The following is a 14,326-nucleotide window of genomic DNA, read 5'->3' on the forward strand; positions in this document are numbered from 1 at the left end:
GCTAGCATTTTTTTGTTGTAAAAAAGGCTTCTGTCAAGTAGACAGAAGCCTTTCCCTTTAAACCCGTACAAATTATTTCTTGAGCGCTTCGATCTGCTCCCTGGAAAGACTTGTGTAGGCGATAATCTTTTCCATGGGCTCATTTTCGGCAAGCATCCTGCGGACGGTTTCTTCGGCCTGGCGCTTTTCTCCGTCTTCAAAAATGGCGTCGCCGACAGTCTTGTAGTTTGGACGAACGAAATCCATTCTGAATGCCTCCTTGAAATTCTCTATAAGCCAATGACCCTAAATTAATCGCAAGCCGAGAGTCGCAGCCAAGATTGCTTGGATATGACCGAGGCGCAGATTAATGCGCAATTTAATTGCGCAAATATACATCCATCTGGTGCAATAAGTCAAGGGCCACGTTTTCGTGTCAACAGTTGTTTATAGAACAACCTTGACCTCGGTCATCCCCGTCAAGCGAGGACAGGTGCCCAATGGCAAGTAAACTTGCCATGGTCACGACACTCGTGTCAACAGTTGTTTGCAAAATGCGTCAGTGGAAACCTGGTCCCTTGTTTTTCTCGTAGCCTCTTTCTAAATTCTATCACGTAACATAGTTTGTTAGATCGCTTTACTGCCTAGGGCTTGCGCCCGGACGCAGCGGCGGTCTTTTTTTATGGAGTGAAAATGAATCGCAAGGAATTTATCGCCATGGCGAAGGATATCAAAAAGAATCCCGACCGTCTGGCCCATTATCGCAAGATCTTCAAGAATGTCTATCCGTTCAGTGATGGAATGATCAAGATTTTATTGGCGAACGAAGCCAAACCGCTGCGAACCGTAATGTTCCTCAACGCAATGCTTGGCTTGGAGGGTGACAAGGCCATTTCGAAGTTTTCCCTAGGCGTGCAAGAAAACCCTGGCGTACTGAACGAGAAGACTGCAATCTTTGACATCTATGGTACTACCCAGGCGGGGGAACCTGTACTCATTGAAGTTCAGCAAAACTATAACCAGTTGTTTGTTGATCGTCTCATCTACTACACATCCCGTGTAATCAGTAGAACCGTGAAGAAATCCAAGTCCTACGACCTGCCGCACATCTACATTCTGAGTATCCTAACCGAGGATCAGTTCGTCCTGGACCGAGACCATTACTACCACACTTTGGAATTGGTTCGCAACAAAAAGTTTTACTATGATAAACTAGATGTTAACCTGGTGGAATTGGAAAAGTTCTTTGCTATTGAGGACCGTACTCCGCTGGAACAGCGTGAACGGAGCCGCCGAGCCGACATGCTTCGTCTCTTCCGTGAAATTCTGGAGGATAAGGAAATCACGGAGGAAAAAGCTGAAGGTCTCCTTGACAGGGAGTTTGCAAATGATGTATCTTTTTCCTCGTACACTAATGATGTTTTTCTTCTGGAGGCCGACGGCATGACTGATCTCGCATACGAAAAAGAAGGCTCGTACCTGCAGGGTAAAGCCGACGGCGAAGATATTGGCCGCAAGGAAGAACGCCAAAAGGCTTTGTCTGAGAAGTTGCAGGCTGCTCGCGAGATGCTTCGTGACAATATTCCTTTGGAAAAGGTCATTAAGTACCAGAATCTCACCGAGGAACAGGTAAAAGCATTGTAGCCTTTGCGAGTCCCCTTCCACATTTCCTGACAGCTTTTTTCTACTTTTGTTTCCGTAAATTATTCCACGGACTAGTGACGTTTTCGGGAACATCTCTCGTCTTTCGTCTCTCGTCTCACGCCTTAAGAGGTCATTATGAACATTCTCGTAGTCGGTAGCGGCGGTCGTGAACACGCCATCGCCCTCGCTGTTAAGAAGTCACCCATGTGCGACACTCTCATCTGCGCACCGGGCAACCCTGGCATGGCAAATCTCGGCAAGTGCATCCCCGTAGATGTGGCCGACCCCAAGGCTATTGCAGACCTGGCTGTGGCAAACAATATTGATCTCGCCATCATCGGACCGGAAATTCCTCTGGTCGCCGGTGTGGTTGACGAATTCCGCGCTCGCGGTCTCCGTGCATTCGGCCCCACCGCCGGTGCTGCTGCTCTGGAAGGCTCCAAGGCTTTCTCCAAGGACATCATGAAGAAGTACAATGTCCCCACCGCAGCATTCGAAACTTTCACTGACCTGGCTTCCGCAAAGAAGTTCCTGGCAGAACATCCCGCTCCCATCGTGGTGAAGGCTTCCGGCCTTGCTGCTGGTAAGGGCGCCATCGTCTGCATGACCGACAAGGAAGCTGACGATGCTGTTGAAGAAATGCTTGGCGAAAAGGCCGTGTTCGGCGAATCCGGCAAGACTGTCGTGATCGAAGAATTCATGGACGGCGAAGAAGCCTCCATCTTCGTAGTCTGTGATGGCAAGGACTACGTGATTCTCTCTTCCGCCCAGGACCACAAGCGTGTCTTCGACGACGACAAGGGCCCCAACACTGGTGGAATGGGTGCTTACTCTCCGGCTCCGGTCGTTACCGACGCCCTGCTGGACGAAGTGAAGAAGACTATTATCGAACCCACCCTCAAGGGTATGGCTGCCGAAGGCAAGCCTTACACTGGCGTGCTCTATGTGGGTATCATGGTGACCTCCAAGGGCCCCAAGGTTGTGGAATACAACTGCCGTCTGGGTGACCCGGAATGCCAGATTGTTCTGCCGCTTTACGATGGCGACGTGCTGGCTCTCTTTGACGCTGCCGAAAAGGGCGAACTGGCCAAGCTTGGCGCTCCCAAGGCTCCCAAGGGTTCCGCTGCAATCGTGGTTCTCGCAAGCGCTGGCTATCCTGGTTCCTACGAAAAGGGCAAGGTGGTTACCGGTATCGAAGAAGCCGAAAAGAACGGCGCACAGGTTCTCCACGCCGGTACCAAGATGGCCGACGGCAAGCTGGTCACCAACGGTGGTCGCGTGTTCGGCGTCGTAGGTCACGGTGCAACTCTTCGCGAAGCTCTGGACGTTGCATACGCCGCTTGCGAAAAGGTTGAATTCGAAGGTAAGTTCTATCGTAAGGACATTGGTAAGAAGGGTTTGGCAAGATGCTAGTAGAAAACGCTAAGGTTGGTATCGTCGCTGGTAGCAAGAGCGACCAGGAAGTTGTAGACAAGATCACCGCTGTGCTGGACAGCTTCGGCATCAAGTGGGAATTCAACATTTACTCTGCACACCGCACTCCCAACGCTACTGCAAAGTACGCCAAGGAAGCTGAAGGCCGTGGCCTCCAGGTCATCATCGGTGTTGCCGGTCTCGCCGCAGCTCTTCCGGGCGTGTTGGCCGCTCACACCATCCTTCCGGTGATCGGTCTGCCCTGCGCTGGTGGTCCCCTGAACGGTGTGGACGCTCTCCATTCCATCGTCCAGATGCCCGGTGGCATTCCTGTTGCAACTGTTGGTATCGGTAACGGCAAGAACGCCGGCTACCTGGCCGCCCACATCGTCGCTCTCACTGACCCTGCCGTCAAGGCAAAGCTTGTGGAATACCGCAAGGGTCTGGGCGACATCGAAGGCTAGTAGGTAGTAGGAAGTAGACGGTAGGAAGTGGTTAGGATCGTGGAAAAAATCAAGTGCAAATTTGGCTTTGTGTCTAAGTTGTTTTTTGCATTTGCGTTTCTAGGCCTGCTTTCTACTTCATCCTTTGCCGGTGAGCCGAACCTTCCCGAGGTCAAGGCTCCCTGGATGAAGGGTGAACGTCTGACTTTTAGTCTGGGCTGGGGTATCATTACTGCAGGCAAGGCCGTGCTGGAGGTCAAACCTTCCAAGGACGGCAAGACTGAATTCTACACCTTGGCTCATGACGAGGGGTCCCTCAAGAAAATCTATCCGGTGTCTGACACCATCTACACCCGCGTTCGTAACAAGGGTCTCATGACGGAAGTTTTCCGCAAGACCTTGAACGAGGGTAGCTACCATAACAAGTCCGTAATCCGGTTCGACCGCAAGGGCGAAAAGGCATGGCTTTCCGACACGGTCTTTACCGACGGAAAGGTTCGCAAGGTCAAGCGCTCCGCCGATACCGTCGTGGCCATCCAGGGTATCGAGCACAGCATCATGTCTGCCTTTTACCTGGTCCGAACTCTGCCGTTGACGGTAGGGGATACTTCTCGCTTTTCGGCAGTGAGCGGCAAGAAACGCTACGAACTGAAGGTCCTTGTCCATGGACGCGAAACCCTAAAGACCAAAATTGGCACGGTAAACACTATAAAAGTGGAACCCGTGTTGGATGGAGACGGCATTTTTGTGTCGAAGGGTCGCATTTTTATATGGCTGACCGATGATGAACGTCGTATTCCGGTCCTTATGGAGTGCGAAATTGCCCTCGGCTCCATAAAAGCCAAGTTGTTAAAAGTGGAATAGCGGGACCTTGGGTCGCACAAACCCGCTGTTTTTATAAAAATCGGCATTTTTAATCAACTTTTACATAAAGGCTTTTGCATTTGGCGGATTTAATAAGTTATATTCCAAAGGCGATTATATAATCAGAGGCTTTTGATGTTAAAAAAACTTTTGTTGACTACCTGTTTGACTCTCGGTTTGTCCGCTTTTGCGTCTGTATCTTGGGCTCAGGATGATGATGACGACGATTACGTCTCCGCTCCGTCTGTTGCTTCTGACGATGACGAAGACGATGATGGCTTTGTCTCTGCTCCGCCGAAGGCATCTAAGGGCAAGGCTGCCCGTGCTGCTGCCATGGACGACGATGACGAAGAAGGGGAAGATGAAGAATTTGCCAGCGGCGATCTGACTGTCGCTCAGCGCAAGGAACAGCTGGAACGCAAGAAGTTCGAAGAAGAACAGCGTCAGGATGAATACGCAAACTCCGAACGTCGTCGTGACTGGCTCCGTAACCGTCTCATTCTGCAGATGGGTATGGGTTCTCGCTATGCCTTCATGGGTGAAACCGGTATGGGTATGAGCTTCGGTATCGGTGCGGAATACGTCCTGCCGTTCCATCTGGCCGTATTCGGTTCTTTCGGTTTCCTGCCTAAGGGTACCGACACCGACTTCGAAGAATTTGAATTGGAAGGTGGCTCTGGTTGGAAGGCCGGTATTAACTACTACCTCTTCCCGAAGAATCCTCTCCATCTGGGTATTTCTGCTTCTTATGGTACTGTTTACTTCGACCATGACATCAAACCGGATAATAACGTTCGTGCCTTGATTTCTGTGGAAGGTTACCAGTTTGACGTTCTTATTGCCTATATGACCAATGAATGGTACTACCTGCAGTTCTCTATCGGTATGTACTATGCTCCCAAGCTGGCAAAGAAGCCTGCCCAGTGGGATGAATCCACCGACAACCCCAGCTGGGGCAAGCGTGAAGTGCTTGGCATGTGGCAGAATGGTCAGTGGGATTCCAAGGTGGTTAACCAGGACGGTATGAACAAGACTGGTATTGTCTTCGGTATCGCCATCGGTTATGCCCTGCCGGAACTCTTCCCGGATGACACCGAAAAGCGTCGTCGTGAACGTGAAAAGGCTCGTGCCCGTTCTAGCGCTGCTGGTCGATAACAGCTAACTTTTGGAACAAGTTTTAAAGAATGCCGCCCCAATCAAGATGGGCGGTTTTCTTTTTTACTATATTGCGAATTGCCTTGAAGAACGTTCAACGGTTCTAGAGGCTTTCGCTTTCGTAGCTCAGTTGGATTAGAGTGTCTCCCTCCGAAGGAGAAGGTCACGCGTTCGAGTCGCGTCGAGAGCATAAAAACGCCAAAGACCCATTGGGTCTTTGGTGTTTTATTTTACTAGGCGACGAGAACTAGTTCGACTCCTGCATAAGGCGAGTGCAGCGAACGAACTTGTTCGTTCATTGCCGAGCCGCGCAGGAGCTATCAAAACGAAGTTTTGATGAATCGCGTTGAGAGCATAAAACGCAAAAGACCCCCAGCGGGGGCCTTTTTTTATGTTCTTTTTATTGTTTGCGCTTGGGGTCGGCGGACCACCCCAAAATAATCTAGTCTAGCAACTTTACGATCAGTTCGTGGGGTTCCGCATCGACAACCAATGCCTGGCGGAACGTTCCAACTTCACCGTCGCCTTCCAGGACCTTCACGATGTCGTCGGTGTCCAGGGAGTTGCCTTCGGTGCGGCCGTAGAAGTGGTATTCGCTTTCTTCGGCTTCTTCGTCCAGGATGACGGTCACGGTCTTGCCGATCATTTCTTCGGCGCGCTGTGCTGCCAGTTCTTCCTGGAAGTCGGTGATGGCGTCCAGGCGGGCGCGGGCGTCGCTTTCGTCCACGGGGGCGAGTTTCTTCATGGTCATGACCGGAGTGCCTTCTTCGGGGCTGAACACGAATCCGCCCAAGTGCTCGAACTTGATTTCCTGGAGCAGGTCCATCAGGTCTTCGAAGTCTTCGTGGGTTTCGCCGGGGAAGCCTACCAGCACGGTGGTTCGCAAGGTGACGTCGGGGAGCTTGGTGCGGATCTTGCGGAGGATGTCACGGAGTTCCTGACGGGTGTACTTGCGCAGCATGTTCTTCAGAACGGGGTCGCTGCTATGCTGGATAGGCATGTCGATGTACTTGACCAGGCGGGGTTCCTTGGCCATCAGGTCCAGCAGTTCATCGTCGATGAAGGCGGGGTACCAGTACAGCATACGGATCCAGGGAATGTTCGTCTCGGCGAGCAGCGCCTTCAACAGGTCCGTGAGGGTTTCGCCTTCCTTCTTCTTTTCGCGACCGAAGAAGGTAGTGTCCTGGGCGATAAGGGTCAGTTCCTTGATGCCCTGGGCTTCCAGTTCCTTGGCTTCCTTCACCAGTTCCGCAACGGAGGTGGATTTCTGCAGCCCGCGGATATTGGGAATGGCGCAGTAGGCGCAGCGGCGGTTGCAGCCTTCCGCAATCTTCAGGTAGGCGTGGTGGGGGAGTCCGCCCAGGTTCAGGCGGGGAAGCTTGGCAGGATTGCAGCCTGCCGGCTGGTCGATGCCCATCTTTGCCAGAAGTTCGCCGGGCTGATAGGTGCCTGCCCAGAAATCGACTTCGGGGATTTCCTTTTCCAGCTCTTCGCCGTAGCGCTTGCTGAGACATCCCGTCACGATCAGCTTTTGCTTCGCTTTCTTGCCCTTTACCTGGGCGAGGATGGCGTTGATGGATTCTTCCTTGGCGGCTTCGATAAATCCGCAGGTGTTTACCAGGATGTAATCGGCCTTGGAGGCTGTTTCCGTGGTTTCAAAACCGACGTTCAGCATTTCTCCAACGAGGCGTTCTGCGTCCACCTGGTTTTTGGAACAACCGAGATGAACGACGAAAATCTTAGGCTTTCTTGTAGGCATGGACCAAATATAGATTTTGGGGATGGCGGATATTAAATAGGAATTGAAAAACGTATATTTGAAAACGCTCATATTTAATTTGGAGGACATATGAATTTAAAGGCTCAAGCTCTTGCCTTGTTGGCATGTTCCGCTTTTTCCTGACCGCTTGCGGAGACAGTGGTTCTAGCGCAGGCAATGGAACATATTGCAGGGTGTCTTCGACATCCACAACCGTTAAGGTTGATGCGGCCTATATGGGTGAGTCCTATACATCTGTTGCCACGCAGGTAAGTGACGATGTGGTTACATACCACTCTGTTTATGGATACGCCACACAGGCTGAGGCGGACAAAGCATGCGCCAATTTTAAGGAAGAAGCATCCTACTGGTCGGATGGAAGCTACAAGGTGGCTTGCTCTGGCACGCAGGTGACCGTGGATGAACACAGCGAATACATGGGCTTAGCTTCGGAAGGATTGGTGGAAGCTGAAGCTGATTTCAACGAAATGTGCGGTATGTTGCAAAATATGGCTGACTAAGGCTGTTGCTTGTCTACATAAAAGAAAGGTCCCGTTCAGAAGAACGGGGCCTTTCTTGTAAAGCTGACTTTTTTGAATTAGTCCCAGTCGTCGAAACCGTCTGCGGCCGGTGCTTCGGGAGCGGGAGCCGGAGCGGGAGCCGGAGCAGGAGCCGGTGCGGGCTTGGGTGCCGGAGCCGGAGTTTCTTCCTCTTCTTCTTCGTCGTCTTCTTCCATATCACTGGAGTAATCGCCTGCGGGATTGCCGACTTCGTCGTTCTTACGTTTGTCGACCCACCATGCAAAATTCAATGCCTTCAGGACTTGCTTACCGTATTCCTGGGCGTCGTTGCTGGTTTCAAAGAAACCGACGCGGATGCGGTAGTATGTGCCTTCCAGCTCGCCCGGATTTTCGACTTCGGCGATGTAGGCCTTGATATTCTGTTCTGCCAGTTTCTTTACGATACCGTCAGCGGCCTTCTTGGAAGACTGGATGCTGACCTGAATTACGAAGTCGCCCTTGCTGCCGGGCTGGTTGCTGCCTTCGGGGGCGGCAACTGCTGCGGGAGCATCATCCTTGTTGTCGTTGGAAAGGGACTGGATGGGAACCAGGACCGGTTCGTCTGCGCTCTTAGCTTCTTCGACGGGGGCGGGCTTGGGAGCCGGGGCAGGAGTTGCTGCTTTGGGAGCGGGTGCTGCCTGGGCGGCGGGCTTGGCGGGTTCCATCTGGGGAACGAGGTCTTCCTCTTCGTTGCAGGCAACGAACATCGAACATGCCGCGGCAAGAGAAATTATCGTTGCGATTTTCGCAGAAAAAACGGAAAGGGATTTCATCAAAATCTCCGAATTTTATTGAATGTATCAAAAAAATAAGCTATATGATTTTCGGTTAAAATATACATAAGTCTTTGATATTCCGCAAGTTATAAAAAAATAAAAAGGGTCTTTTTTTTATTACCCTTGACGGAACTATTGGGAATAAATATATTTGGCTATCCAATTTTGAATTTTAAACTTAACCAAAGGATTATCGTGATCGGCGTTATTGTTAAGTCCAACGAACCTTTCGAACGCGCTCTCAAGCGTTTCACCAAGTCTTGCGAAAAGAACGGCATCATTTCCGATGTCAAGAAGCGTCAGCGCTTCGAAAAGCCTTCTGAAGAAAAGAAGCGCATCGAAACTGCTGCTCGTCGCAAGCGCCTGAAGGAAATCGCTGACCAGAACCGCAAGCGTCTCTACTAGTCTGGTCGCCCTGTCTAGGGTACAGTCCAGATAGTGTCACGCCGGAGAATGTCTAGCTTACGCGTAGCCGGGCGTTCCTAAAAAGCGAAACTTTCTACTTTGTGAGTCGCTAACCTGTGGTTGGTGGCTCATTAGGTGTTTATAGTCAAAGGGAAAAATATGGCAAGTGAATTGTTGACTCGCATTCTTGATGATATCAAGGCCTCTATGAAGGCTCATGATTCCGAAACTCTCAGCGTTCTTCGCACTCTTCATTCTGATATCAAGAATGAAGCCATGAAGGCCGGCGCTACTCCCGCCCAGATTACCGAAAGCATTACCGACGAAATGTGCGTCGATGCCCTGGCAAAGAGCGTGAAGCAGAAGCAGGAAGCCATTGAAATCCTCAAGAAGGGTGGCTTCATGGATAAGATTCCCGCTGAAGAAGCCGTCATCGCTATCTACAAGAAGTATATGCCTGCTGAACTGTCCGAAGAAGAAGTGAAGGCTCTCATCGCCGAAATCAAGGCTGCAACTGGTGCTTCCTCTCCCAAGGATATGGGCAAGATCATGAAGGAACTTCAGCCCAAGGTGAAGGGCCGTTTCGATGGCAAGCGCGTTAGCGCCCTGGTCCAGGAAGCCCTGAAGTAAGTAGACAGTGGTTAGTAGGAAGTAGACAGTGATGTCATCCTGAGCGAAGCGAAGGATCCAGCGAAAACTACTAGATGGAAAAACTACAACAAAGTAAGATTCAAGAACTGGAGCTGCTCTACAAGATCAGCTCCATTTTGAACCAGAGTCTGGACTTCGAGAATGTGGCTCATCCCATTCTTGAAGTGTTGGAGTCTACCATGGGTGTGCAGCATGCCACCCTTACTTTGTATAATCGCCATACCGGCGAAATCTCCATTGAAATTGCAGAAGGCCTTTCCAGCCGCCAGGCCCGCAAGGGCCGCTACAAGGTGGGTGAAGGCGTTACAGGCCGAGTCGTGGAGACGGGTAAGCCTGTGATTATTCCTTCCGTGGGCAAAGACCCGAACTTTTTGGACCGTACCGGCCGCGGTAAAGACGAAAACCGAGCCTTCCTTTGCGTTCCCGTGATTATGGAACATGAAGTCATCGGCGCCTTGAGTGCCGACGTCCAGAATCCTGTGGAAAACCAGCTTCCCGAAAAACTTCGTTTGTTGGAAATCATCGCCCAGATGCTTGCTGGCGCCGTGAAGTTGCGCCGTCAGGCCCGCGAAGAAAACGAAATTTTGAAGGCGGAAAATGAACGTTTGACCATGGAGCTAAAGGATCGCTTCCAGCCCGACAACATCATCGGCCGTTCCAGCGAAATGCAACGTGTTTACGCCCAGATCGACCAGGTTTCCAAGAACCCTCTTCCGGTTTTGATCGTGGGGGAGGTGGGTACCGGCAAGGGTCTCGTTGCAGAAGCCATCCATTACCGTTCCGACCGCAATTCCCATCCTTACATCCGCGTCCATTGTGCCTCCATGCCAGAATCTGTGCTGGACCGCGAACTCTTCGGAAGTGAACGTGGCGCCTTGGTGGGCGTCCTTACGGAAACTCCGGGCCGTGTGGAGCAGGCCGACGGTGGTACGCTGTTCTTGGATGAAGTGGCGGAACTATCTCCCAACCTTCAGGTGAAACTCTTGCGCCTGTTGCAGGATGGCGAAATGGAACGTGTGGGCGCCCGTTTCTCCAAGAAGGTGAATGTCCGTATTATTGCCGCCACCACCAAGAACTTGCAGCAGATGGTGGCCGAAGGTACCTTCCGCGAAGACCTTTACTACCAGCTCCACATTTCGCCCATCTACGTTCCTGCATTGCATAACCGCAAGACGGACATCGTTCTTCTGGCGGATCACTTTGTGGAACATTATTGCCGTATCGTGGGCAAGAACGTGCGCCGTCTGGCTCGCACTACCATCAACATGCTCATGAGCTACCCTTGGCCCGGCAATGTCCGTGAACTGGAAAATGCCATTGAACGCGCCGTCCTCGTGACTGATGAAGACGTTATCTACCCCCATCACTTTCCCACCACATTGCAGACTGCAGAAACTTCCGGCACCCAGGTGTCCGGCAACTTGAAATTGATGGTGGAAGCCTACGAACGAGACATCATCTGCGATGCCCTCAAGAGCTCCAAGGGCAAGATGGCCGCAGCCGCCCGCAGCCTCTCCACAACGCCTCGCATTCTTACATACAAAATAAAACAGCTGAATATCGACCTGAACGCCTTTACTCGATAGAATAAACGCTTTTGGAACATTGAATATTCTTCGTAATCAATGGCTAATACCTCAATAAACGATTGACTTTGGTACTGGTTCATTGTATTTTAAAAGAAAAAATGGAGTTGATATGTCTTTTAAGGAAAAATCTAAAGAAACAGCAAGTGCGGTCTTATTCGTAATATATGCTTTCCCTGCTCTAATTTTTTTAATCGTGTCTCTATCTCTCATCTTTTCAGCGGAGTCTGCGGGTTCTATAGCTGCAGGTATTTTCACTCTTTTGATAACTGCTTTGCTTATAAATGGTGCAGTTCGATCCTTCAAGAAGATGAATTTGAAAGTTTTTGAAAATGGCCAAAAAATTGTCCCGAGCCAATTCAATTTGAATAAGCTTGATCTCGTTGACGCGGCTCATAGACTTTATTCTGTTCTAGAGCGTTTAGCCTTAAATAAAAAGTTTCGTGAGCAGATTCATGTCAACATAAATACTGAAGATACGAAATCCATTGAAGAAAAACTTATGGTGTTTACGCTTACGGAAATGCTCCATATACAAAAATCACTTGGTCACGAATTTGACTACGACAAAAAGGAAAGTCTTGGAATTTTCTGCATTTATATTGCCCATGCAATTCCTTCTTTTGGCTGGAGTAAGTCTGAAATTAAGACCTATCTTCAAAATCCAACTATAAAGAAAAGCGTTATTGATGCTTTCATAAATCTGAATTCAGCTGTAGAACAATTCAAGGAAAAGAATGTTCCCTCAGCAATCATGCTGCTTGTTGAGGATGATTCCCTAGCAAAGGATTATAAATCGGCCCTCCTTGATTATGCCAAGGCCATTGCAAATACGGATAAAGAAGTTTCTGAAGTTGAATCAAATTTCATTAAACAGCTTGAAGAATTTGAAGGCTTAAAATCTTTAGAAAATGTTTCTTCAAATGTTAATTCCAGTCAAAGTTCTTCGTCCAGTGTAGAAAACCTGAGTAAATTGATTGGACTTGATTCTGTAAAAAAGGAAATATCCACGTTCTATAATTACTTGAATGTTCAAGAACGTCGCAAGGCTCAAGGAATGCCGGTACCTCCGACATCGTATCACTGTGTTTTTACTGGAAATCCTGGAACTGGTAAGACGACGGTTGCAAGAATTATGGCTGGAATTTATAAAGAAATGGGTATTCTCAAGAAGGGACATCTCGTTGAAGTAGATCGATCAAAACTTGTGGCGGAGTATGTTGGACAGACTGCGGTAAAGACAAATAAGGTTGTAGATGAAGCTCTTGATGGAGTACTGTTTATTGACGAAGCTTACACACTTGCAGGAAATTCTTCTCAGGACTTTGGCAAAGAAGCTATTGATACCTTGTTGAAAAGAATGGAAGATGACCGTGAAAGGCTTGTTGTCATTGTCGCAGGGTACACAGATGAAATGAAAACATTTATTTCGTCCAATCCAGGTTTGGAATCTAGATTCAATCATTTTATCAATTTTGAGGATTATTCCCTTTCAGAAATGATCGAAATCTTCAAGAAGCGTGCGGATGAATTTAAGTATAGTTTGTCTGATGACTTTTTGGAAAAACTACAAACTTATTTAAATTGGACTATTCAAAACAAGGAAAGAAGTTTCGGAAACGCTAGATTTGTTAGAAACCTTTTTGAAAAGAGCATAGAGTGTCAGGCTAATCGCGTCGCCTGTTCAAATGAATCAGGCTTAAATACTCTAACAGCTGAGGATTTCCCCTATTCAAATCCCTAGTTCTCTCGTCTAATTGCTATCTTTACCTCCGAAAAATGAAAATACACTCCTTTTCCATGGGCTTTAGTTGATTGATTGGCTAGCATTTCCTAACCACCAATCACTAACCACTAACCACTGAGAAAATTATGCAATTCCGTCCTGTTAAAGAACAGCTTGATATTTTGATGCGCGGCGTTATCGATATCGTCCCGCAGGATGAACTCGAAAAGAAACTCCAGAAGTCTTACGAGACTGGCGTTCCTCTCCGCATTAAGATGGGCGTGGACCCCACCGCACCGGACGTTCATTTCGGCCATACCGTCGTGATGCGCAAGCTCCGTCAATTCCAGGACCTGGGCCATACCGTTGTTCTTATCGTCGGTGACTACACCGCACAGATTGGTGACCCCAGCGGCCGTAACAAGGCCCGTCCTCGTTTGACTCACGAACAGGTTCTGGAAAACGCAAAGGAATACCAGGAACAGTTCTTCAAGGTTGTCCGTCGCGACCAGGTGGAAATCCACTACAATGGCGAATGGTTTTCCAAGCTGGACTTCAGCAAGGTGACCGAACTCATGGGCCAGTTCACTGTGGCTCAGATGCTTGAACGCGAAGACTTCCACAACCGCTATACCGCCAACACTCCCATTAGCCTCCACGAATTCATGTACCCCATGATGCAGGGCTACGATTCCGTGGCTATCAAGTCCGACGTGGAACTTGGCGGTACCGACCAGAAGTTCAACGTACTTCGCGGTCGCGACCTTCAGATTTTCGAAGGCATGGAACCCCAGATCGGTCTCTTCATGCCCATCCTCCTGGGTACCGACGGCAAGGTCAAGATGTCCAAGTCCATCGGTAACTACGTGGGCCTCAACGAAGCCCCGGACGTGATGTACCACAAGATCTACAGCCTGGCTGACAGCATCGTTGAAAACTGGTTCGAACTCTTGACCGAAATCCCCATGGAAGAAATCAAGCAGATGATGGCAGACGTTGCTTCCGGCAAGATGAACCCCAACGAAGCTAAGCATCGCCTGGCTATTGACATCGTCACCCAGTACTACGGCGCCGAAGCCGCGGTCGCTGCCGCCGCCAAGGAAAAGGAAGTTCATAGCGGTAACGCCATTCCTAGCGACGCTGCAGAATGCTCTGTAGCAGCCGGTTCCTACGGCGCTCTCGACCTCCTCGTTGAAGTCAAGGCCTTTGCCTCCAAGGGTGAAGCCCGCCGCATGGTCCAGAACGGTGGCGTCAAGATTGGCGGTGAAAAACTTGCTGACCCCCAGGCCCAGATTGAAATCAAGGGCGGTGACCAGATGGTGATCCAGGTGGGTAAGCGTAAGTTCTACAAGGTGAACTTCTAAG

At 49.8% G+C, this 14,326-nt stretch carries 14 protein-coding genes and 1 tRNA gene; 12 read left to right on the plus strand and 3 right to left on the minus strand.

Translation table 11 applies throughout. From position 1 onward, the window contains the following. Window positions 1–72: 72 nt before the first annotated feature. Window positions 73–246 (minus strand): hypothetical protein, encoded by a 174-nt coding sequence (locus tag BUB94_RS16660; protein ID WP_175549676.1) that lies wholly within the window; start codon window positions 244–246, stop codon window positions 73–75. A gap of 426 nt (window positions 247–672) precedes the next feature. Between BUB94_RS16660 and BUB94_RS03665 the strand changes: the two genes are divergently transcribed. The 6 genes from BUB94_RS03665 to BUB94_RS03690 all read left to right on the plus strand — a co-directional run bounded on the left by BUB94_RS03665 (window position 673) and on the right by BUB94_RS03690 (window position 5,688). After that, window positions 673–1,623: a PD-(D/E)XK nuclease family transposase gene (locus BUB94_RS03665; RefSeq protein ID WP_083538086.1), complete on the plus strand. Its 951-nt coding sequence runs from the start codon at window positions 673–675 to the stop codon at window positions 1,621–1,623. A 135-nt stretch (window positions 1,624–1,758) separates the two neighbouring features. After that, window positions 1,759–3,036 (plus strand): phosphoribosylamine--glycine ligase, encoded by a 1,278-nt coding sequence (gene purD / locus BUB94_RS03670; protein WP_073234334.1) that lies wholly within the window; start codon window positions 1,759–1,761, stop codon window positions 3,034–3,036. Beyond that, a complete protein-coding gene (gene purE, locus BUB94_RS03675; protein ID WP_073158501.1) occupies window positions 3,030–3,500 on the plus strand; it encodes a 5-(carboxyamino)imidazole ribonucleotide mutase in 471 nt (156 codons plus the stop codon). The genes purD and purE overlap by 7 nt, the downstream gene beginning before the upstream one ends. Before the next feature lie 69 nt (window positions 3,501–3,569). Then, window positions 3,570–4,343, plus strand: coding sequence for a DUF3108 domain-containing protein (locus tag BUB94_RS03680; RefSeq protein ID WP_249269425.1), 774 nt, complete (start codon window positions 3,570–3,572; stop codon window positions 4,341–4,343). Between the two features lie 135 nt (window positions 4,344–4,478). Further along, window positions 4,479–5,498, plus strand: coding sequence for a hypothetical protein (locus BUB94_RS03685; protein WP_073234337.1), 1,020 nt, complete (start codon window positions 4,479–4,481; stop codon window positions 5,496–5,498). 115 nt (window positions 5,499–5,613) lie between these two features. Beyond that, a tRNA-Arg gene (locus BUB94_RS03690) sits at window positions 5,614–5,688 on the plus strand. 252 nt (window positions 5,689–5,940) lie between these two features. Here BUB94_RS03690 and rimO read toward each other — a convergent pair. Continuing rightward, a complete protein-coding gene (rimO, locus tag BUB94_RS03695) occupies window positions 5,941–7,257 on the minus strand; it encodes a 30S ribosomal protein S12 methylthiotransferase RimO (RefSeq protein ID WP_254793655.1) in 1,317 nt (438 codons plus the stop codon). 125 nt (window positions 7,258–7,382) lie between these two features. On the opposite strand from rimO, the gene BUB94_RS03700 reads away from it, so the two are divergent. Then, a complete protein-coding gene (locus BUB94_RS03700) occupies window positions 7,383–7,778 on the plus strand; it encodes a hypothetical protein (RefSeq protein WP_073234340.1) in 396 nt (131 codons plus the stop codon). Between the two features lie 77 nt (window positions 7,779–7,855). On the opposite strand, the gene BUB94_RS03705 is transcribed toward BUB94_RS03700, so the two are convergent. Then, window positions 7,856–8,590 carry an SPOR domain-containing protein gene (locus BUB94_RS03705; RefSeq protein ID WP_254793656.1) on the minus strand — a complete coding sequence of 245 codons (735 nt, stop codon included), beginning with the start codon at window positions 8,588–8,590 and terminating at the stop codon, window positions 7,856–7,858. 198 nt (window positions 8,591–8,788) lie between these two features. Between BUB94_RS03705 and rpsU the strand changes: the two genes are divergently transcribed. The 5 genes from rpsU to tyrS all read left to right on the plus strand — a co-directional run bounded on the left by rpsU (window position 8,789) and on the right by tyrS (window position 14,325). Beyond that, on the plus strand, window positions 8,789–8,998 hold the full coding sequence (rpsU, locus tag BUB94_RS03710; protein WP_014546541.1) for a 30S ribosomal protein S21: 210 nt from the start codon (window positions 8,789–8,791) through the stop codon (window positions 8,996–8,998). Window positions 8,999–9,157: 159 nt separating this feature from the next. After that, complete coding sequence (locus BUB94_RS03715; protein ID WP_073158515.1) at window positions 9,158–9,628, plus strand: GatB/YqeY domain-containing protein; 471 nt, start codon at window positions 9,158–9,160, stop codon at window positions 9,626–9,628. Between the two features lie 74 nt (window positions 9,629–9,702). Then, on the plus strand, window positions 9,703–11,235 hold the full coding sequence (locus BUB94_RS03720; protein ID WP_073234346.1) for a sigma-54 interaction domain-containing protein: 1,533 nt from the start codon (window positions 9,703–9,705) through the stop codon (window positions 11,233–11,235). 112 nt (window positions 11,236–11,347) lie between these two features. Continuing rightward, window positions 11,348–12,979 carry an AAA family ATPase gene (locus tag BUB94_RS16355; RefSeq protein WP_139260117.1) on the plus strand — a complete coding sequence of 544 codons (1,632 nt, stop codon included), beginning with the start codon at window positions 11,348–11,350 and terminating at the stop codon, window positions 12,977–12,979. Window positions 12,980–13,107: 128 nt separating this feature from the next. Then, window positions 13,108–14,325: a tyrosine--tRNA ligase gene (gene tyrS / locus BUB94_RS03730; RefSeq protein ID WP_073158523.1), complete on the plus strand. Its 1,218-nt coding sequence runs from the start codon at window positions 13,108–13,110 to the stop codon at window positions 14,323–14,325. The last annotated feature ends 1 nt before the right edge of the window (window position 14,326 follow it).

The sequence above is a fragment of the Fibrobacter sp. UWH9 genome (assembly GCF_900129715.1).
GTDB lineage: Bacteria > Fibrobacterota > Fibrobacteria > Fibrobacterales > Fibrobacteraceae > Fibrobacter.

What these genes read in the sequence shown, in the direction of transcription:
- purD (WP_073234334.1), top strand. Translation starts at nt 1,759, where the DNA reads ATGAACATTCTCGTAGTCGGTAGCGGCGGTCGTGAACACGCCATCGCC.
- BUB94_RS03715 (WP_073158515.1), top strand. Translation starts at nt 9,158, where the DNA reads ATGGCAAGTGAATTGTTGACTCGCATTCTTGATGATATCAAGGCCTCT.
- rimO (WP_254793655.1), bottom strand. Translation starts at nt 7,257, where the DNA reads ATGCCTACAAGAAAGCCTAAGATTTTCGTCGTTCATCTCGGTTGTTCC.
- tyrS (WP_073158523.1), top strand. Translation starts at nt 13,108, where the DNA reads ATGCAATTCCGTCCTGTTAAAGAACAGCTTGATATTTTGATGCGCGGC.
- BUB94_RS03720 (WP_073234346.1), top strand. Translation starts at nt 9,703, where the DNA reads ATGGAAAAACTACAACAAAGTAAGATTCAAGAACTGGAGCTGCTCTAC.
- BUB94_RS16355 (WP_139260117.1), top strand. Translation starts at nt 11,348, where the DNA reads ATGTCTTTTAAGGAAAAATCTAAAGAAACAGCAAGTGCGGTCTTATTC.
- purE (WP_073158501.1), top strand. Translation starts at nt 3,030, where the DNA reads ATGCTAGTAGAAAACGCTAAGGTTGGTATCGTCGCTGGTAGCAAGAGC.
- BUB94_RS16660 (WP_175549676.1), bottom strand. Translation starts at nt 246, where the DNA reads ATGGATTTCGTTCGTCCAAACTACAAGACTGTCGGCGACGCCATTTTT.
- BUB94_RS03700 (WP_073234340.1), top strand. Translation starts at nt 7,383, where the DNA reads ATGTTCCGCTTTTTCCTGACCGCTTGCGGAGACAGTGGTTCTAGCGCA.
- BUB94_RS03685 (WP_073234337.1), top strand. Translation starts at nt 4,479, where the DNA reads ATGTTAAAAAAACTTTTGTTGACTACCTGTTTGACTCTCGGTTTGTCC.
- BUB94_RS03705 (WP_254793656.1), bottom strand. Translation starts at nt 8,590, where the DNA reads ATGAAATCCCTTTCCGTTTTTTCTGCGAAAATCGCAACGATAATTTCT.
- BUB94_RS03665 (WP_083538086.1), top strand. Translation starts at nt 673, where the DNA reads ATGAATCGCAAGGAATTTATCGCCATGGCGAAGGATATCAAAAAGAAT.